Below are 19,514 nucleotides of genomic sequence, written 5' to 3'. Positions count from 1 at the left end.
CGGCCGGTGCCTACGAGGCACCGGCCGCCCTTCGTCGTGGTGGGACCGGCTACTGCTTCTCGTGCGTCTCGGCGGCCGCGATCAGCTCCCGGCAGCGCTTGACGTCGGCGGCCATCTGCTCCAGCAGGGCGTCCAGGGACTCGAACTTCGCCTGGCCGCGGACGAAGGCGAGGAAGTCGACGGCGACGTGCAGGCCGTACAGGTCCAGGCCGACACGGTCGATCGCGTACGCCTCGACCGTGCGCTCCGTGCCGTCGAACTGCGGGTTGGTACCGACGGAGATCGCGGCCGGCATCCGCTCGCCCTGCGCGTGCAGCCAGCCGGCGTAGACGCCGTCGGCGGGGATGGCGGTGTGCGGGAGCGTCTCGACGTTGGCCGTGGGGAAGCCGAGCTCGCGGCCCCGCTGGGCGCCGCGTACGACGACGCCCTCGACGCGGTGCGGGCGGCCCAGGATCTCGGCCGCGCCCTCGACGTCGCCCTCGCCGACCAGGCGCCGGGTCAGGGTCGAGGAGAAGGGCTGACCGCCGCCCGCCTCACCGGTCACGAACAGGTCCACGACCTCGACCTCGAAGTCGTAGGTCTTGCCCTGTTCGGCGAGGAACTCGACGTTCCCCGCGGCCCGGTGGCCGAAGCGGAAGTTCGGGCCCTCGACTACCGCCTTGGCGTGCAGCTTGTCGACCAGGACCTTGACGACGAAGTCGGCCGGCGACAGCTTCGAGAACTCGGTCGTGAAGGGGAGGATCAGCACCGCGTCCACGCCCAGCTCGGCCATGAGGTCGGCGCGGCGGTGGTGCGGGGCGAGCAGGGGCGGGTGGCTGCCGGGGCGCACGACCTCGCTGGGGTGCGGGTCGAAGGTGACGACGACGGCGGGGACGCCCAGCTGCCGGGCGCGGTCCACGGCATGCCGGATAATCAGCTGGTGCCCGCGGTGCACCCCGTCGTAGGAACCGATGGTGACGACGCTGCGCCCCCAGTCCTGGGGGATGTCCTCCAAGCCACGCCAGCGCTGCACTGTGACCGCTCCTCGTCGAACCCGTGTCCGTGTTTGCTCGTACGCTCTTACGCAGGTCTAAGGGTGCCATGCCGGGCGCTCACGGCCCGCATCGGCATGGGTGCTGTGACCGGGTGCACGTACGGACGCGCCGCTCATGCGGGGACTCGGACGCCGGACAGGTTCTCGATCATCCTGCGGGTGCTCGGGCCCACCACCGCCGTCCACTCCTGCGGGGTGTCGGTCAGCCAGCCGGCGACCCGGGCGGCGAAGCCGGGGACGTGGCGACCCAGGTCGACCAGGCCGCGGTCGAAGCGGGCCGCGCCGTCCGGGGTGCGGACGAGCAGCAGGCCGGTGTGGTGGACGAGGTCGCGCAGGCCGTCGTCCGACCCCTCGCCGCGCCGCCGCACGGTGGCGTGCAGGAAGGCGTCGAGCACGGCGGGCGCGCGTTCGTGGGCGAGGAGGAAGTCCAGCAGCTCGCGGCGCAGGGCGCGGGAGTCGGGTGTGCCGGGGGCGGCGAGGACGACGGCGAGGGCGGCCCGCACCGGTTCCGTGCCGCCGTCCAGCAGCCCGGTGACCAGCGGCAGGAGGACCGCGCGGACGCTCGGCCCCTGCTCCAGGCGCCGGCCGACGTACACGGCGACGTCCGCGGCGGTCTCGGGGCGCCGCCGCACCGCCTCCCCGACGACGCCGGCGACCCTGCGCGCTTGGCCGGGCGTGGCGGCGTCGGCGAGTGCGCGCAGCGCCTCTGCGGCGTCCGGCCGGCTCAGCCGGTCCTGGAAGGCTCCGAGGACCTGCTCGGGATGGGTCGCCAGGGCGACGAGCAGGGCACCGGGCGGGAACTGGGGGTCGTCGGCCGCGAAGTGCGCCAGCGCCCGCGGGAGATGGCGGGTACGGGTGCGGGGGTCCTGGACCAGGACGGCGAGCGCGCCGCCGTGCAGGGTGCAGTCGTCGGGGCGGGCGAGCAGGGCGAGGGCGGCGTAGCGCAGCAGCTCGCGGTCGGCCTCGGTGCGGACATGGGGTGCGGCGCGCAGCCCGTAGGCCACCGCCGCGACGCGCCGCCCGGGCCGCTCGTCACGCGCCCAGCGGTCGACGGCCCGGCAGATCGCGGACGTCTCCTCCTCGGCCAGTACGGCGAGGAGTTCGTCGGCCCTGCGGTGCGCGCTGTCGACGAGGGTCTCGGTGAGGTCGTCGAGGGCGCCGTGGCGGTGCGTGTGGAGCAGCGCCTGGGCGGCGCGGGCGACGGTCGCGTGCGGGGTGGCGGGCAGCGGGCGGTCGTCGTCGAACCAGCGGGTGAGGTGACGTTGTACGGCGGTGGGGTCGGCGGCGAGGAGCGTGGCGACGGCGTCCAGGTAGCGGGGGTGCCGGGGCTGGCCGGGCTCCCCGGCGTCTGGTGTCTCGGTCGGCGGGCCGTCGGTGAGGACGAGGCGGCGCAGCAGCCCGAGACGTTCGCCGTCCGGGAGCGGCAGCGCGGTCCAGAAGCCGGGGTCGAACTCGCGGGGCGCGACGCGTTCGTGGCGCCGCCAGACCACGATCCGGTCGGTGAGGAGGCGCAGTACGTCCAGGTACGGCGTCGCGTTGGGGACGCGCAGCAGGGTCTCGGCGAGGAGCCGGGCGGCCCACCAGGAGCTGCGGTCGGCCTCCAGCGCGTCCATCAACTCATGGAGGCGCAGGGTGAGTTGGTGAGGGCCTTGGTGGCGCGGGAGCAGCAGGAGGGCCTGGACGACGGGTCCGACGCGGTGGCGCGGTACGGGGAGGGGGTGCTCGGCGTCGGGGTCGGTGCGGCGGCGGTGGACCAGGGCGTGCAGGGCCTCGTCCAGGTCGAGGTGCATGCCCTGGATCCAGTCGGCGAGCTCCTCGTGGGCGAAGCGGTAGCCGTTGCCCGCGGGGACGAGGAGGCCTTCGGCGAGGACGGCGGAGGCCCAGCCTGTACCGCCGCCGAGCCTCGCGGGCGCCTGGCTCCACGGGAACAGCGCCTCGAACGACGCCCGGTCCAGCTCTCCCTGCCCCGGCCCGAGGCTGCGCCGCGCGGCCTCGTGGACCTGGCCGGAGACCTTGGCGGCGAGGCGGCGTACGGCGGTGCCGCGCAGGCCGTTCTCGACGGCGAGGCGGACGGCGACGCGCAGGCACATCAGGTCGAGGTGGGCGGAGAGGACGTCGTCGCGGTCGACCGGGGCGGCCGGGGCGTCGGGGAGGGCGGCGCGCACGTCGGACAGGAGCCGGAGGGTGAGGGGGTGGCGGGCATCGGGGCCGGTGAGGGCGCCTTCCGGGATGCCGTAGCGGGCGCGTGCCTGCCGGGCCTCGTCGGGGGTGAGGTCGTCGAGCGGCACACAGGCCGGAAACCGGTCGGACGCCCCGTCCCCGGCCGGCTCGGCGGGGCGGTACAGCAGCTCCCGCGGAAACTCGGCGCCGGCTCCCTCCCAGTACTCCGCCCGGCACGCCACCACCAGCCGCGCCCCCGTCACCCGCAGCCACTCCTCCGTGCCCTCGGTCCACTCCGTGAGCCGGTGGGCCAGGACGGGCGGCATCTCCTCCGGGCCGTCCAGGAGGAGCAGCAGGGGGCGGCCGGTGGCGCGGGAGACGTCGGCCAGGCGTTCCGGGGTCGTGTCGCCGAGGGCCGCCGCGTCGACGCGGGCCGACGCCGCCACGATGCGCGCCGCCCGGGTCAGCGCCCGGCGCGCGGCGTCGGCCACGGAGGTGTCGTCGCCCTTCAGGTCGGCGCCGCGCAGCCACAGGGTGGGGGCCGGTTCCGGGCCGTGGTGGCGGCGGGCGGCGAGGGCCGCGAGTTCCGTAGTACGGCCGCTGCCGGGGCGCCCGACGAGGCCCAGCACGCCCGCCCGGCTCGCGGTGAAGGCGCTGAACTCCCGCGTGATGGAGACCCGTTCGACCGGAGCCACCGCTCCCCCGGCGTCCGCCGGCGGACCGTCCTGCCCGACCGACGTGGCCGTCAGCTCCAGTACGCCCGCCAGGTTGAGGTCGGCTCCGTACGCCGGCACGGTCGCCGCGTTCTCGGCCAGCAGCTCGGCCAGCGGCCCGTCGGCCGTGGGGCTCAGCGGCACGGCGAGTACGGCGTCACGCTGACCGGACCGCAGGGCCGTGCCGAGCACACCCACGACAGTGCCGGTACCGGCATCGAGCACGGGTCCCCCGGCCGCCCCGCCACCCTGCCGCAGCGCGTCCCGTCCTGCGGTGCCGATCGCCAACTCCAGTGCGCGGTCGACGAGATGAACGCGGTCCGCCCCGGCGTACGTCGCGGACACGTCGCCCAGCACCCGCGCCTCCCGCCACCCGCCGGCCGCGATCCGCACATACGCCCCGACCCCGACCCGCTCCCGCCCACTCACCGGCAACGGCCCGACGCCCAGCCCCTGAGTCGGTACGAGCGCCAGCCCCGCCTCCGCCAACGAGGTCACCTCGGCCGCGGGCACCACACAGCAGCGTTCCCCGTCGGCGGCGCGCAGGACCACCCGGTCCAGGCCGTCGACGACCTCCGGGCTGGTGACGACGGTCCCACGATGGTCGGCCACGAACCCGACCCCCCGGGGCCGACCGGCCAGATCATGAATACGCACCAGGTCCTCGTCCCGGACCCGCACACCCGGCCCCTCGCGGCCCGGGCATTCCCCACCACGACCTTCATCGACCCCGCCCCCGGACCCACCGTCCCGGCGCGGGACCCGGTCAGCCGCACCGAGGAACTCCGCGCCGGCCCAGGGCCCGGCCGCCTCCCCGAGATCCCGAAGCCCCGACCCGACATCCGCCTGAGCCGCACCGCCCCCGTCAGCCGCCGCCCAGGAACCCGACGCATCCCCCAAACCCCAAGGACATGCCCCGGCATCCGCCATCGTCGAACCTTCCCGCCGTGCGCCCACACGCCCATACGCCTACGCCCTGTTCTTTCGACGGTAGGCGGGATGTGATCAGCGGGACAGATCGCTCGGCGAACGCGCCCCCTTCCGCTCCCTCGGTTCACTCCGAGCGCCTGCACAGACGGGTGAACAGGCGGGCGTCGTTGGATACACCCTAGAGGTGGGGGAACCGAGGGGGGACCGTGGAGCGGCGGGCACGACCCCGTGACCGCCGCTCCACGGGCAGGCAACCGATAGCGCGCCTCAGCCGAAGACGGCCAGGCTCTTCGCCTTGCCCTTGTGTTCCTCCACGAGCGCGAGGAGGCGGCCCTCGGGGCCGAAGACGGCGACCGAGCCGGCACCCGCGTACTCGTCGGGCATGTCGAGCCGGACCCCGTTGATCAGCAGCCGGGCCCGTCTGGCGTCGACGTCCCAGCGGGGGAACGCGGCCGCAGCGGCCTCGGCGATCGGCATGACCGTCAGCTCCTGCTGGAGCTGCTCCAGGGTCCTCGCCGAGTCCAGCTTGTACGGGCCGACCCGGGTGCGGCGCAGCGCCGTGAGGTGGCCGCCCACGCCGAGGTCGGCACCGAGGTCACGGGCAAGGGCACGGATGTACGTGCCGGAGGAGCAGACCACCGAGACGACCAGGTCGAGGACGGCGGTGCCATCGTCGGCGACCGCGTCCCGGACGTCGTAGACCGAGAACGACGAGACGGTGACCGGCCTCGCCGGGATCTCGAAGTCCTCCCCCTCCCGCGCCCGCTTGTAGGAGCGCACCCCGTCGATCTTGATGGCGCTGACCTTGGACGGCACCTGCATGATGTCGCCGGTCAGCTTGGCGATCCCGGCGTCGATGGCGTCGCGGGTGACCTTCGAGGCGTCGACCGCCGCCGTGATCTCGCCCTCGGCGTCGTCGGTGACGGTGGTCTGGCCAAGGCGGATCGTGCCCAGGTACTCCTTCTCGGTCAGGGCCAGGTGACCGAGCAGCTTGGTCGCCTTCTCGACGCCGAGGACGAGGACGCCCGTCGCCATGGGGTCGAGGGTGCCGGCGTGCCCGACGCGCCGTGTGCGCGCGATACCGCGCATCTTGGCGACGACGTCGTGCGAAGTGAAGCCCGACGGCTTGTCGACGATGACAAGGCCGTCGGGCGTGGTGTGCTTCTGCGTCATTCCGCGGTGTCGCCGTCCGTCTCGTCCTCGGCGCCCGGCTTGCGGTAGGGGTCCGCCTCACCGGCGTACTTGGCGCCCGCGGACACCTCACGCACCTTCTCGTCCGACTGCCGGGCCTTGTCGAGGAGGTCCTCGATGGTCCGGGCGGTGTCCGGAAGGGCGTCGGCGACGAAGGTCAGGGTCGGCGTGAACTTCACGCCCGCGGCGGCCCCGACCGCCGACCGCAGTACGCCCTTGGCGCTCTCCAGTCCGGCCGCGGCGGCCGCCCGCTCCTCGTCGTCCCCGTACACCGTGTAGAAGACGGTCGCCTCCCGCAGGTCACCCGTGACCCGGGTGTCCGTGATGGTGACGTGCGAGCCGAGCCGCGGGTCCTTGATCCCACGCTGCAGCTTCTGGGCCACCACCTCCCGGATGAGGTCCGCCAGCCTTTTCGCCCGCGCGTTGTCGGCCACTGGTCCGTCTCCTTAGTAACTTCTCTTGCTGCTTGCTTCAGTCTTCGTCGCTGTGGAGTCTGCGTCGAACCGAGAGCAGTTCCACCTCGGGCCGCCCGGCGACCAGCCGCTCACAGCGGTCCAGTACGTCGGCGAGGTGTCCCGTGTCCCCGGAGACCACCGCGAGCCCGATCTCGGCCCTGCGATGGAGGTTCTGGTTCCCCGTCTCCGCCACACTCACCGCGTACTTGCGCTGGAGTTCGGCCACGATCGGACGGACGAGAGAGCGCTTCTCCTTCAGTGAGTGCACGTCACCGAGGAGCAGGTCGAAGGACAGAGTCCCCACATACATGTGTGAAACCGGTTCACCCGCCGGCCCGGGATCGATGGCCCCGCCGGCTGATCGGCAGGGACATCAGAACGGTACATCGAAGGGGGTGAGCCGATCGACGGATATTACGCACCGCTGACCGAGGGCCAAACGGCGTGCCGGCCGACGGAACCGAAGTCCCGCCGGCCGGCACCAACCGTGGCTGTTACGCCCGCGGCTTCTCGCGCATCTCGTACGTCGCGATGACGTCGTCGACCTTGATGTCGTTGAAGTTGCCGAGGTTGATACCGCCCTCGAACCCTTCGCGGATCTCGGTGACGTCGTCCTTGAAGCGACGCAGACCCTCGATGTTGAGGTTCTCCGCGATGACCTTGCCATCGCGGACGAGGCGCGCCTTGGTGTTGCGCTTGACCTCGCCGGAGCGGATGAGAACACCCGCGATGTTGCCCAGCTTGGACGACTTGAAGACCTCGCGGATCTCCGCCGTACCGAGCTCGACCTCTTCGTACTCCGGCTTGAGCATGCCCTTGAGGGCCGCCTCGATCTCCTCGATCGCCTGGTAGATGACCGAGTAGTACCGGACGTCCACGCCCTCGCGCTCCGCCATCTGCTGCGCACGGCCGGCTGCCCGGACGTTGAAGCCGATGACGATGGCGTCGGAGCCCATGGCCAGGTCGATGTCGGACTCCGTGACCGCACCGACGCCGCGGTGCAGGACGCGGATGTCGACCTCTTCGCCGACGTCCAGCTGCAGCAGGGAGGACTCCAGAGCCTCGACCGATCCGGACGCGTCGCCCTTGATGATCAGGTTCAGCTGCTGGACCTCGCCGGCCTTCAGCACCTTGTCCAGGTCCTCCAGCGACACGCGGCGCGTGCGCTTCGCGAAGGCCGCATTGCGCTCGCGAGCGGCACGCTTCTCCGCGATCTGGCGGGCCGTACGGTCCTCCTCGACGACGAGGAAGTTGTCGCCCGCGCCCGGGACGTTGGTGAGACCCAACACCTGGACCGGCGTCGACGGACCGGCCTCGGCGACGTTGTTGCCGTTGTCGTCGAGCATGGCGCGCACACGACCGTAGGCGTCGCCCACGACCATCGTGTCGCCGACCCGCAGGGTGCCTCGCTGGACGAGGACCGTCGCCACGGCACCGCGGCCGCGGTCGAGGCGGGACTCGATCGAGATGCCCTGCGCGTCCTGGTTCGGGTTGGCCCGCAGGTCGAGCGAGGCGTCGGCCGTCAGGATCACGGCCTCCAGCAGGGAGTCGATGTGCAGCCCCTGCTTGGCGGAGATGTCGACGAACATCGTGTCGCCGCCGTACTCCTCGGCCACCAGCCCGTACTCGGTGAGCTGACCGCGCACCTTGGTCGGGTCGGCGCCCTCGACGTCGATCTTGTTGACCGCGACGACGATCGGGACGTCCGCCGCCTTGGCGTGGTTGAGCGCCTCGACCGTCTGCGGCATGACGCCGTCGTTGGCCGCGACGACCAGGATCGCGATGTCCGTCGACCGGGCACCACGGGCACGCATGGCGGTGAACGCCTCGTGACCCGGGGTGTCGATGAAGGTGATCGCGCGGTCCTCGTCGTTGACCTGGGTGGAGACCTGGTAGGCACCGATGTGCTGGGTGATGCCGCCGGCCTCGCCCGCGATGACGTTCGTCTTGCGGATGGCGTCGAGGAGTCGGGTCTTACCGTGGTCGACGTGACCCATGACGGTGACGACCGGCGGGCGGACCACCAGGTCCTCCTCGTCGCCCTCGTCCTCGCCGAACTCGATGTCGAAGGACTCGAGAAGCTCGCGGTCCTCCTCCTCCGGGCTGACGATCTGAACCGTGTAGTTCATCTCGTCGGCGAGGAGCTGCAGCGTCTCGTCGGAGACGGACTGCGTGGCCGTGACCATCTCGCCGAGGTTCATCATGACCGCGACGAGCGACGCCGGGTTGGCGTTGATCTTCTCCGCGAAGTCGGTGAGCGAAGCACCGCGCGACAGGCGAATGGACTCGCCGTTGCCGCGAGGCAGCATCACGCCGCCGACCGACGGGGCCTGCATGGCCTCGTACTCCTGGCGCCTCTGCCGCTTCGACTTGCGGCCACGACGCGCGGGTCCACCGGGACGACCGAAGGCGCCCTGCGTGCCACCACGACCGCCCGGACCACCGGGACGACCGCCGAAGCCGGGACGGCCACCGCCGCCACCACCGGGACCACCCGGACGGCCGGCGAAACCGCCGCCACCGCCACCGGGACCACCCGGACGACCGGCGAAGCCGCCACCGCCGCCGCCACCGGGACGACCGGCGAAGCCGCCGCCGCCCGGACGACCGCCGCCGCCACCGGGGCGACCGCCGCCACCGGGACCACGGCCGCCGGGGCCACCGCCACCGGGACGCGGGCCCGCAGCGGGACGCTGCGGCATCATGCCGGGGTTCGGACGCGGACCACCGGGGCCGCCACCGGGACGCGGGCCGCCGCCCTGCGGACGGGGCATGCCGCCCGGGGTGGGACGAGCGCCGCCCGGAGCCTGCGGACGGGGACCGCCCGCCGCACCCTGAGGACGGGGACCGCCCTGACCCTGCGGACGCGGAGCGCCGCCGGGGGCACCGGGGCCGCCCTGGCCGCCGGGACGCGGGGCGCCGCCCGGACGGGGCGCCTGCGGGCGCGCCATGCCGGTGGAGCCACCAGAGGTGAACGGGTTGTTGCCCGGACGGGGACCGGCCGGACGGGCACCGGGACGCGCGCCGCCGCCACCCGGACGCGGAGCGCCGGGACGGTCGCCGCGGTCACCACGGCCCTGGCCGCCCTGGCCGGGACCACCCGGACGGGGGGCGCCGGGGCGCGGCGCCTGGCCGCCCGGACGCGGAGCACCCGGACGCGGGCCGGAGCCCTGGCCCTGAGAGGCGGCCGGAGCGGCGGGAGCCGCCGGGGGCGCCGTGAACTCGGGCGTGGTCGGAGCCGGGGACGCCGGCGCGGGGCGCGGCGCGGGCTTCGGGCCCGGGGTGGGACGGGGGCCGGGAGCGGCCGGCGCGGCGGGAGCCGCGGGCTTCTCGGCAGCGGCCGGCTTGGGGGCCGGCGGGCGCGGGGCGGCCGGACGGGCAGCCTGCGCCGGAGAGGGGGCCGCCGGCTTCGCCGGGGCAGCCTTGCGGGCGGGGGCGGGCTTGCCGCCACCGCTGCCCTGCTGGAGGGCGTCCGTCAGTTTGCGGACGACGGGCGCTTCGATGGTCGAAGACGCCGAACGGACGAATTCACCGAGTTCCTGGAGCTTGGCCATGACGACCTTGCTCTCCACACCGAACTCCTTGGCGAGTTCGTATACCCGGACCTTAGCCACTTCGCTCCTTTTAGGTCCGGGTTGCGGCCGGACCGTCGCTACTTCATGGGCGTACTCATCGCGTGCTCATCGAGTGCTCATCGCAATCTCGACCTACTTCCAACTCGCGGGGTACCTGGGCCGCACGGCGGTTCCGCACGACGCTTCTTACGGTGTTGCCTGCTCAGCAACTGTTGTCTGCTCGACGTACTGGCGCAACGCCTTTGTGTCGAGCGCTCCCGGGGCGCGCAACGCCCGCGTGAACGCCCGGCGGCGCACCGCCTGGTCGAGACAGACCAGTGCGGGGTGTACATACGCACCCCGGCCGGGCAGCGTACCGCGAGGATCAGGGACGCACTCGTCCTTGATCGCCACGATGCGCAGCAGATCAGCCTTGGCCGCTCGCTCCCGGCACCCCACACAGGTGCGTTCAGGGCATGCGCGGACGCGTGTCCGGCCAGACACCTTTAAGTCTACCTCCCCGTACCGACCTCACCCCTTTGGGGCAGGATTCGAACAGTTGCCGCGCAGTAACCTGACGTGATCTGAGCGACCTGAGGCCGGGATCTATTCCCCGGCCTGCTCGGTGTCCGGACGGATGTCGATCCGCCAGCCGGTGAGTCGGGCGGCGAGCCGGGCGTTCTGCCCTTCCTTGCCGATGGCCAGCGACAGCTGGTAGTCGGGCACGGTCACGCGGGCCGAGCGGGCCGCCATGTCCACGACCTCCACCTTGGAGACCCGGGCCGGCGACAGCGCGTTCGCCACCATCTCGGCCGGGTCGTCCGACCAGTCGACGATGTCGATCTTCTCGCCGTTCAGCTCGCCCATGACATTGCGCACACGGCCGCCCATGGGGCCGATACAGGCGCCCTTGGCGTTCAGACCGCTGCGGGTGGACCGTACGGCGATCTTCGTGCGGTGGCCGGCCTCGCGGGCGATGGCGGCGATCTCGACGGACCCGTCGGCGATCTCCGGCACCTCCAGCGCGAAGAGCTTCTTCACCAGGTTGGGGTGCGTGCGCGAGAGGGTCACGGAGGGGCCGCGGACGCCCTTCGCCACCCGGACGACGTACGAACGAAGCCGCATGCCGTGCGGATACGTCTCGCCGGGCACCTGCTCCTGCACCGGCAGGATGGCCTCGAGCTTGCCGATGTCGACGAGCACGTTCTTCGGGTCGCGGCCCTGCTGGACCACTCCGGTGACGATGTCGCCCTCGCGCCCCGCGTACTCGCCGAGCGTCGCGTCGTCCTCGGCGTCGCGCAGCCGCTGCAGGATGACCTGCTTGGCGGTGGTGGCGGCGATACGGCCGAAGCCGGACGGGGTGTCGTCGAACTCGCGGGCCTCCTGGCCCTCCTCCAGATCCTCGGGATCCTCCTTCGCCCACACGGTGACGTGTCCGGTCTCCCGGTTCAGCTCCACGCGCGCGTGGCGGCGGCTTCCCTCGGTGCGGTGGTAGGCGATGAGGAGGGCCGACTCGATCGCCTCGACCAGCAGGGGGAAGGAGATCTCCTTCTCCCGTACCAAGCCCCGCAGGGCACTCATGTCGATGTCCACGGCTACGCCTCCTCTTCCTTCTCGTTCTCGTTCTTGCTGTCCTTGCGGTTGAACTCGACCTGCACGCGCGCCTTGTCGATCTCCGGGAAACCGAGTCTGCGGGTGGTGGCCTTACGGCCCTTCACTCCCGGCACCTCGAGGTCGAGTCCGTCGTCGTCGACCTTCAGGATCCGCGCCACCAGCTCGCCGCCCTCGGCGAGTTGGAACTTCACCAGCCGGTCGACGGCACGTACGTAGTGGCGGTGCTCGGTGAGGGGGCGCTCCGCGCCCGGGGTACCCACTTCGAGGGTGTACTCGCCCTGGCCCATCGCGTCCGTCTCGTCGAGCTTCGCCGAGAGCGCGCGGCTCACATCGGCGATCCGGTCCAGGTCGGCACCGGTGTCGGAGTCGACGACCACGCGGAGCACACGCTTGCGTCCGACGGAGTCCACTGCGAGCTCTTCGAGATCCAGGCCCTGGGAGCTGACGAGCGGCTCCAGTAGTTCTCGCAGCCTCTCGCTCTGGGTGGTGCTCATCCGGGTGACTCCTCGGCCGCGTGTGCTGTTGTGGGATGGGGCGCGTGTCTGGTCAAAGGGTATCCGGTCGCAAGGACTGTTGCCGTCCACCTGCGTACGGACGGTGCCGATGAGTGGTGCCGTCGGCTCGCGCGGGTACGGTGATCACGGGCCTGTTCGACCCGCTGTTCCCGTAACCGCTTTCGTACGAGTTCCCCGAGGACGTCTGCCGTGCCGTACCCCTCGCCGCCGCGCTCCCCCTCGGGGCCGCGCAGAAGAACCCTGCTCGCCTCCGCCGCGGGTGCCGCGCTGCTGGTGGGCTGCTCCTCCGGGTCCGAGGACTCGGACGGCGGCACCAGCGGCAGTCCGTCACTGGCCGAGCGGGCACGCGCGCGGGCGGCCCGGGACAGCGAGGGGCTGGTCGCGCGGTACGACGCCGTGCTCGGCGTCCATCCGGGACTGGCGGCGCTGGTGGTGCCGTTGCGGACGGAGGCCGTACGGCATGTGGAGGCGTTCGGCGGGGGGCCCGCCGGGGGGCCTTCCACGACGTCCGAGGCGCCGAAGGACGGTGAGTCGACGGGCGGTAGGGCGCAGGCGTCGCCGTCAGCCTCTCCTTCGGCCGCCGTGCCCGTGGACGAGAGGGACGCGCTGGCCGAGCTGGCCGCCGCCGAACGGGCGCTCGCGGACCGCCGGGCGAAGGCGCTGCTCGAGCTGCCGGGCGAACTGGCGCGGCTGCTGGCCTCCGTGGCGGCGGCCGGGGCGGCGCACGCGTATCTGCTGACGGAGGGGGCCAAGTGAGCGAGACGGACGACGGCGGCAAGAAGGGGCAGCTGAAGGCCCTTCAGGCGGCGCTGGCCGCCGAGCACGCGGCGGTGTACGGGTACGGCGTCGTCGGCGGCCGGATCCGGGAGGAGCAGCGCTCGGAAGCACGGGCAGCCTATGACGCGCACCGGGCGCGACGGGACGCGCTGGCGCGCGAGGTGCGTGACCTGGGCGCTGAGCCGGTCGCCGCGAGCGCCGCGTACGCGCTGCCCTTCCCGGTGCCGGACTCGGCGGCGGCCGTCCGGTTCGCGGCCGGCCTGGAGGACCGGGTGGCCGGGGTGTACTCCGACCTGGTGCGGGCAGCCGAGGGCCCGTTGCGGGGTACGGCAGCGGAGGCGCTGCGGGAGGCTGCGGTGCGGGCGGTGCGCTGGCGGGGCGAGAGCGTAGCCTTCCCTGGGCTCGCCGAGCGGGCGGACACCGCGTCGGCATCACCGGCGCCCACCGCCTGACGCCGACCGGCCGGCGAACACGTACGGCCGCAGGGAAGTACGGGAAGGGAACGACTCGCGCATGGCTTTCGAACCGCCGCAGCGTCTGGTCAGGGCGCTCGGTGAAACGGCGCCGGACGGTGACGACTGGTTGGAGAGGCTGCCGGAGACGGCCCACCAGGCCGTCGCGCTACGCGAGTTGACCGTTGAGCGGGTGCAGGTGCCGGGCGGGCGCAGCAGCCTGGTGGTACTGGTCCGGCGGGCGGACGGCACCCCTGCCGTGCTGAAGCTTGCCCCGCCACGGGCGCGTCCGGAGAGCGAGCGGGCGGCGCTGGCGCGCTGGGGCGGGGTGGGCGCCGTGCAACTGCTCGACGAGGCTCCGGTCGAGGGTGTGCTGCTGCTGGAGCGGTTGCATCCGGACGTGTCGGTGCGGTCGTTGCCGGAGGCGAAGGCGTTGCTGGAGGCGGCGGGGACGCTGCGGCGGCTGTGGGTGGAGCCGCCTGGTGACCATCCCTTCGAGACCGTCGACCGGCGGACGGGACGGCAGGCCGAGGCGATGCGGGCGACCGCGTCGGACTTCGGCGAGGTGGCGGTGCTCGTGGATGCCGCTCTTGCCGCCCGGGAGGAGTTGCTGGCCGCGCCGCCCGAGGTGCGGTTGCTGCATGGGACGTTTCGGCAGAGCAAGGTGTTGGCCGGGGAACGGATGCCGTGGTTGGCGGTGGGGCCGGATCCGGTGGTGGGTGAGAGTGCGTTCGACCTGGCCCGGCTGGTGCGGGACCGGGTGGAGGATCTGATTGCCTCGCCTTCGGGGGCGGCGATCACCCGGCGGCGGGTGAAGCGGCTTGCGGAGTCGTTGGAGGTGGATCAGGAGCGGTTGCGCGGGTGGACGTTGTTCCGGGCCGTGGAGTCGGGGGTGCGGGCGCTGCGGGTGGGGCGGGCGAGGGATGCGGAGTTGTTGCTGGAGTTTGCCGGGTGGCTTTAGAGGGTTGTGTCTTGTCTTCCGGCGAGTGGGGGCTTGTCGCGCAGTTCCCCGCGCCCCTGGGTAGGCCGCCTCGCCGCTGGTTGCAGAGCCCGGGCGGAGCAGTCAGCCGTCGCCGCCGTCGCGTTGGGGGGCGGCGAGTTCCGAGTCCGTGCGGAAGCGGCTGCGGGCGGCGTCGGCCTCGGACTCTGGTACGCAGGACCGTTCCCCTCCCGTAGTGACGCTCTGTCACGTCCTACGGTCGGGGAACGGCCTGAGGGAAAGCTGTGAGGTGCCTTTGGGCGCCCCGAGAGGTTTCTGAGGGCTTCCTTTACGCGGTCAGGCGCGCGATGGCCTCGTCGACGGTCAGCTCCTCGCGCTCACCGGTCCTGCGGTCCTTGAGCTCGACGACACCCTCGGCCGCGCGCCGCCCGGCCACAAGGATCTTCGGTACGCCGATCAGCTCCGAGTCGGTGAACTTCACGCCCGGCGAGACGCCCGCCCGGTCGTCGCACAGGACGCGCAGGCCGGCCGCGGACAGCTTCTCGGAGACGTCGAGGGCGAGTTCGGTCTGCAGGGCCTTGCCGGCGGCGACCACGTGGACGTCGGCCGGGGCGACCTCGGCGGGCCAGCACAGGCCCTTGTCGTCGGCGGTCTGCTCGGCGAGGGCCGCGACCGCGCGGGAGACGCCGACGCCGTAGGAGCCCATGGTGACGCGGACCGGCTTGCCGTTCTGGCCGAGGACATCGAGCTTGAGGGCGTCGGCGTACTTGCGGCCCAGCTGGAAGATGTGTCCGATCTCGATGGCGCGGTCGAGCTTGAGGCCGGTGCCGCACTTCGGGCAGGGGTCGCCCTCCTGGACGACCACGACGTCGACGTACTCGCCGACCTCGAAGTCACGGCCCGCGACGACGTTCTTGGCGTGCGTGGCGTCCTTGTTGGCGCCGGTGATCCAGGAGGTGCCGGGGGCCACGCGCGGGTCGGCGATGTACTTGACCTTCTCGCCCAGGCCCTGCGGGCCGACGTAGCCGCGGACCAGGTCGGGGCGGGCCGCGAAGTCCGCCTCGGTGACCATCTCGACGACGGCCGGCGCGAAGTGCGCCTCGACCTTGTCCATGTCGACCTCGCGGTCGCCGGGCACGCCGACGGCGACGATCTCGCCGTCGACCTTGACGAGGAGGTTCTTGAGGGTCGCGGAGGCCGGGACGCCGAGGTGGGCGGCGAGGGTCTCGATGGTCGGGGTGTCGGGCGTCGGGATCTCTTCGAGGGCGGCCACTCCGTCGGCGTCCACCGGCTTCAGCTCGTACGAGATCGCCTCGGTGTTGGCCGCGAAGTCGCAGTTCGGGCAGTCGGCGAAGGTGTCCTCGCCGGCGCCGGCCGGGGCGAGGAACTCCTCCGACTTGGAGCCGCCCATCGCGCCCGCGGTGGCGGCGCAGATGCGGTAGTCCAGGCCGAGGCGCGCGAAGATCTTCTGGTACGCCTCGCGGTGCAGGGCGTAGGACTTCGCCAGGCCCTCGTCCTCGGTGTCGAAGGAGTACGAGTCCTTCATCAGGAACTCGCGGCCGCGCAGGATGCCGGCCCGGGGGCGGGCCTCGTCACGGTACTTGTGCTGGATCTGGTAGAGGATGACCGGCAGGTCCTTGTAGGAGGACGCCTGGTCCTTCACCAGCAGGGTGAAGATCTCCTCGTGGGTCGGGCCGAGCAGGTAGTCGCCGCCCTTGCGGTCCTTGAGCCGGAACAGCTCCTGGCCGTACTCGTCCCAGCGGCCCGTCGCGTCGTACGGCTCGCGCGGCAGCAGCGCGGGGAGCAGCACCTCCTGGGCGCCGATGGCGTCCATCTCCTCGCGGACGATGCGCTCGACGTTGGCGAGGACCCGCTTGCCGAGGGGCAGCCACGACCAGATGCCGGCCGCCGTGCGGCGGACGTAGCCGGCGCGGACGAGCAGCTTGTGGCTGAGGACCTCGGCGTCCGCCGGGTCGTCGCGCAGCGTCTTCGCCATCAACTGGGACATGCGCTGGACCGGTGCGTTCGCCATGGTTCTCGTACTCCTGCTGGTTTGGGTTATGGCAGGAGGTTAGCCGGGGGGTACGGGACGGTGGAAATCGGTTTGCGGCGGCCTGCCCCTACCGGCGGCGGAGCGGGAGGGGGGCGCCCATCACGGCGTACGGCTTGGGGGCGCTGGGGAACAGGACCTGGCGGGCGAGGTCCTGGTAGCCGAGGGAGCGGTAGAGGCCGCGGGCCGGGCTCTCGATGTCGATCGCCGAGAGGATCGAGCGGGGTTCGGCGGCGCCGTCGGTGATCGTGGTGATGAGGGAACGGCCCACGCCGCGGTTCTGGTACTGCGGGAGGACATGGAGTTCCGTGATGACGAAGGACTCGTCGAGCCAGTCGTCGTAGCCCTGGGCACGGAGGTACGGCTCCACGACGGTGGACCACCAGTGGGTGCGGTCGTTGGGCATGCCGTAGACGAACCCGACGAGGCGCTCCCCTGTGGTGGCGCCGAGGGCTCGTGCTCCTGGGTACGTCATGTGGCGCAGGACGATCTGGCGGCGTACCGCGACCTCGTCCGGGCCCAGGCCGAAAGCGACGGCCTGGACCGCGAGGGCCTCGTCGACTCGGGCCGCGAGGTCCAGGGGGCCGATCACGATGTCGTCGGGTTGGCGGCGGTGTGCGTGACCGGGAAGGCGCATGTGGGGAGCCTACAGTGGGGTTCGCGCTGCATTCCGGGTGCGGCTCATCCGTGCTTGCTCGCGCAGTTCCCCGCGCCCCAGGGGGGTTTCAGAACAGGATGCTCATGAAAGCGCCGACCTCCTGGAAGCCCACCCTGGCGTACGTCCTTCTCGCCGCCGTGTTGAAGTCGTTGACGTACAGGCTCACCACCGGGGCGACGTCCGCCAGGGCATAGCGGAGGACCGCCGCCATACCGGGGGCCGCGAGTCCCTGCCCGCGGTACTCCGGGGCCACCCACACGCCCTGGATCTGGCAGGCCCTGTCCGTCGCGGCGCCGATCTCCGCCTTGAAGACGACCTTGCCGTCCTGGTCGAGGCGGGCGAAGGAGCGGCCGGAGCCGACGAGTTCGGCGACGCGGGCCTGGTAGAGCAGGCCGCCGTCCCCCGCGAGCGGCGATACGCCGACCTCCTCGGTGAACATCGCCACGCACGCCGGCATGATCGTCTCCATCTCGTCCTTGCGGATACGGCGGACGTACGGATCCGGGGTGATGTCGGCCGGCATGTGGTCGGTGACCATGAGGGGCTGGTGGGCGCGGACCTCGCGGGCCGGGCCCCAGCTGGGTTCCAGCAGGCGCCACAGCTGGGCGGTGGCCTCGGCGGGGCCGACGATGGAGGAGCAGCGGCGGCCGGCCCGGCGGGCGCGGTCGGCGAAGGCGCGTACGGCTCGGGGGGTCGCGCAGATGGGGACAAGGTTGGCGCCCGCGTAGCACAGGGAGGTGAGCATGCCTCCCTCGTACCAGCCCCACATCTCGCCGCCGAGGCGCCAGGGGTCGAGGCCGGCGATCTGGACCCGGGAGGTCACGAAGGCGTTCGCGACCGGCTCGCTGTCGAGGACGGCGAGCGCGGCGTCCAGGTCGCTCGGTTCGAGGACCCGGGAGGTGGTCTGGGTCAACACGTACGGGGACCTCACGCTGGGGTTCTGCTGGTCCCCGCACTGTACCTGCGGAAGCTGAGCCACGCCGCCCTGTGGAGGTTGGCCGGCGTTCAGGAGGGGACGGTGGGCCACGGCACCGCCCCTGGGGGCGGCGCCCCCAGCCCCCCGCTGTCGGCCCTCCGGGCCTCGTCCTCAAACGCCGGACGGGCTGAAAGGACGGGGCGGGTAGGGGCGGCGGGGGCGAGGAGCCTCAGCCGGCCACTGCCACCGACGGCTCGCCCGACTCCACGCCGTCCGCCTCCATCTGTTCGGCGAGCTTCATGGCCTCTTCGATGAGGGTCTCGACGATCTTGGACTCGGGGACGGTCTTGATGACCTCGCCCTTGACGAAGATCTGGCCCTTGCCGTTGCCGGAGGCGACGCCGAGGTCGGCCTCGCGGGCCTCGCCGGGGCCGTTGACGACGCAGCCCATGACGGCGACGCGGAGGGGGACCTCCATGCCGGTGAGGCCGGCGGTGACTTCCTCGGCGAGCTTGTAGACGTCGACCTGGGCGCGGCCGCAGGAGGGGCAGGAGACGATCTCCAGGCCGCGCTGCTTGAGGTTCAGGGACTCCAGGATCTGGTTGCCGACCTTGACCTCCTCGACCGGCGGGGCCGAGAGGGAGACCCTGATGGTGTCGCCGATGCCCTGGGAGAGGAGGGCGCCGAAGGCGACGGCCGACTTGATCGTGCCCTGGAACGCCGGGCCCGCCTCGGTCACGCCGAGGTGGAGCGGGTAGTCGCACTGGGCGGCCAGCTGCTTGTACGCCTCGATCATGACGACCGGGTCGTTGTGCTTGACCGAGATCTTGATGTCCCGGAACTCGTGCTCCTCGAACAGCGACGCCTCCCAGAGGGCCGATTCGACCAGCGCCTCCGGCGTCGCCTTGCCGTACTTCTGCAGCAGGCGCCGGTCCAGGGAGCCGGCGTTGACGCCGATGCGGATCGGGGTGCCGTGGTCCTTGGCGGCCCGCGCGATCTCCTTGACCTTGTCGTCGAACTGCTTGATGTTCCCGGGATTGACGCGGACCGCCGCACAGCCCGCCTCGATCGCCGCGAACACGTACTTCGGCTGGAAGTGGATGTCCGCGATCACCGGGATCTGCGACTTGCGGGCGATGGTGGAGAGGGCGTCCGCGTCGTCCTGCGTGGGGCAGGCCACGCGCACGATCTGGCAGCCGGACGCCGTCAGCTCGGCGATCTGCTGCAAGGTCGCGCCGATGTCGGACGTACGCGTCGTCGTCATCGACTGGACCGACACCGGGGCGTCGCCGCCCACCGCCACCGTCCCGACCTGGATCTGCCTGCTCTTCCGGCGCTCGGCGAGCTTGGTCGGAACGGACGGCATGCCGAGAGAAATCGCAGTCATGTGCTGTGCAACCCCAAGTCGTGGATCAAGGTCCGGTCCCGTCAGCGGCGGGCTCCAGGCTTCGAGATTACGGCACCACAGCGGGCCCCAGCACATCACGGTCCGTAAACCCACTCATACGAAGGCGGCCCGGGACATACGATCCTGGGCCGCCTCGAACTCCGTGTGA

16 protein-coding genes are annotated in these 19,514 nt (G+C 72.3%); 3 read left to right on the top strand and 13 right to left on the bottom strand.

Translation table 11 applies throughout. The features are described from left to right. Positions 1-49 precede the first annotated feature (49 nt). The 9 genes from ACFZBP_RS40715 to rimP form a co-directional block, all read right to left on the bottom strand. The gene (locus tag ACFZBP_RS40715; RefSeq protein ID WP_391420950.1) at positions 50-1,012 is read right to left on the bottom strand and encodes a bifunctional riboflavin kinase/FAD synthetase; all 963 of its coding nucleotides are present in this window, start codon (positions 1,010-1,012) and stop codon (positions 50-52) included. Between the two features lie 134 nt (positions 1,013-1,146). Continuing rightward, positions 1,147-4,563, bottom strand: a complete 3,417-nt coding sequence (locus ACFZBP_RS40710; protein ID WP_391420949.1) for a serine protease — start codon at positions 4,561-4,563, stop codon at positions 1,147-1,149. Positions 4,564-5,103: 540 nt separating this feature from the next. Next, positions 5,104-6,009 carry a tRNA pseudouridine(55) synthase TruB gene (gene truB, locus ACFZBP_RS40705; protein WP_383459876.1) on the bottom strand — a complete coding sequence of 302 codons (906 nt, stop codon included), beginning with the start codon at positions 6,007-6,009 and terminating at the stop codon, positions 5,104-5,106. After that, entirely contained in the window at positions 6,006-6,461 is a 456-nt protein-coding gene (rbfA, locus tag ACFZBP_RS40700; RefSeq protein ID WP_031484943.1) for a 30S ribosome-binding factor RbfA, read from the bottom strand. Before rbfA ends, truB begins: the two co-directional genes overlap by 4 nt. Positions 6,462-6,498: 37 nt before the next feature. Further along, positions 6,499-6,792 carry a DUF503 domain-containing protein gene (locus ACFZBP_RS40695; RefSeq protein WP_383459879.1) on the bottom strand — a complete coding sequence of 98 codons (294 nt, stop codon included), beginning with the start codon at positions 6,790-6,792 and terminating at the stop codon, positions 6,499-6,501. A gap of 184 nt (positions 6,793-6,976) precedes the next feature. Further along, positions 6,977-10,096, bottom strand: a complete 3,120-nt coding sequence (gene infB, locus ACFZBP_RS40690; protein ID WP_391420948.1) for a translation initiation factor IF-2 — start codon at positions 10,094-10,096, stop codon at positions 6,977-6,979. A 147-nt stretch (positions 10,097-10,243) separates the two neighbouring features. Continuing rightward, positions 10,244-10,540, bottom strand: coding sequence for a YlxR family protein (locus ACFZBP_RS40685; protein ID WP_079056305.1), 297 nt, complete (start codon positions 10,538-10,540; stop codon positions 10,244-10,246). A 102-nt stretch (positions 10,541-10,642) separates the two neighbouring features. Then, positions 10,643-11,629: a transcription termination factor NusA gene (gene nusA / locus ACFZBP_RS40680; RefSeq protein WP_030054478.1), complete on the bottom strand. Its 987-nt coding sequence runs from the start codon at positions 11,627-11,629 to the stop codon at positions 10,643-10,645. 2 nt (positions 11,630-11,631) lie between these two features. Continuing rightward, the gene (gene rimP / locus ACFZBP_RS40675; protein WP_391420947.1) at positions 11,632-12,144 is read right to left on the bottom strand and encodes a ribosome maturation factor RimP; all 513 of its coding nucleotides are present in this window, start codon (positions 12,142-12,144) and stop codon (positions 11,632-11,634) included. A 210-nt stretch (positions 12,145-12,354) separates the two neighbouring features. Between rimP and ACFZBP_RS40670 the strand changes: the two genes are divergently transcribed. The 3 genes from ACFZBP_RS40670 to ACFZBP_RS40660 all read left to right on the top strand — a co-directional run bounded on the left by ACFZBP_RS40670 (position 12,355) and on the right by ACFZBP_RS40660 (position 14,355). After that, positions 12,355-12,921, top strand: coding sequence for a hypothetical protein (locus tag ACFZBP_RS40670; RefSeq protein ID WP_383459891.1), 567 nt, complete (start codon positions 12,355-12,357; stop codon positions 12,919-12,921). Further along, the gene (locus ACFZBP_RS40665; protein WP_383459895.1) at positions 12,918-13,394 is read left to right on the top strand and encodes a ferritin-like domain-containing protein; all 477 of its coding nucleotides are present in this window, start codon (positions 12,918-12,920) and stop codon (positions 13,392-13,394) included. Before ACFZBP_RS40670 ends, ACFZBP_RS40665 begins: the two co-directional genes overlap by 4 nt. 61 nt (positions 13,395-13,455) lie before the next feature. After that, a complete protein-coding gene (locus ACFZBP_RS40660; protein ID WP_383459898.1) occupies positions 13,456-14,355 on the top strand; it encodes an aminoglycoside phosphotransferase family protein in 900 nt (299 codons plus the stop codon). Positions 14,356-14,662: 307 nt separating this feature from the next. Here ACFZBP_RS40660 and ACFZBP_RS40655 read toward each other — a convergent pair whose 3' ends face one another. The 4 genes from ACFZBP_RS40655 to ispG all read right to left on the bottom strand — a co-directional run bounded on the left by ACFZBP_RS40655 (position 14,663) and on the right by ispG (position 19,345). After that, complete coding sequence (locus tag ACFZBP_RS40655; protein ID WP_383459900.1) at positions 14,663-16,366, bottom strand: proline--tRNA ligase; 1,704 nt, start codon at positions 16,364-16,366, stop codon at positions 14,663-14,665. Positions 16,367-16,454: 88 nt separating this feature from the next. After that, on the bottom strand, positions 16,455-17,021 hold the full coding sequence (locus tag ACFZBP_RS40650; protein WP_383459903.1) for a GNAT family N-acetyltransferase: 567 nt from the start codon (positions 17,019-17,021) through the stop codon (positions 16,455-16,457). Between the two features lie 88 nt (positions 17,022-17,109). Beyond that, positions 17,110-17,958, bottom strand: a complete 849-nt coding sequence (locus ACFZBP_RS40645) for a GNAT family N-acetyltransferase (protein WP_383459906.1) — start codon at positions 17,956-17,958, stop codon at positions 17,110-17,112. Positions 17,959-18,187: 229 nt separating this feature from the next. Then, positions 18,188-19,345 (bottom strand): flavodoxin-dependent (E)-4-hydroxy-3-methylbut-2-enyl-diphosphate synthase, encoded by a 1,158-nt coding sequence (gene ispG, locus ACFZBP_RS40640; protein WP_391420946.1) that lies wholly within the window; start codon positions 19,343-19,345, stop codon positions 18,188-18,190. Between the last annotated feature and the right edge of the window lie 169 nt (positions 19,346-19,514).

Origin of the sequence: Streptomyces sp. NPDC008086 (assembly GCF_042957325.1) — a bacterium.
Lineage (GTDB): Bacteria > Actinomycetota > Actinomycetes > Streptomycetales > Streptomycetaceae > Streptomyces.
Note: the sequence above shows the minus strand (reverse complement) of the source record. Positions and strands in the feature narration are given on the sequence as shown.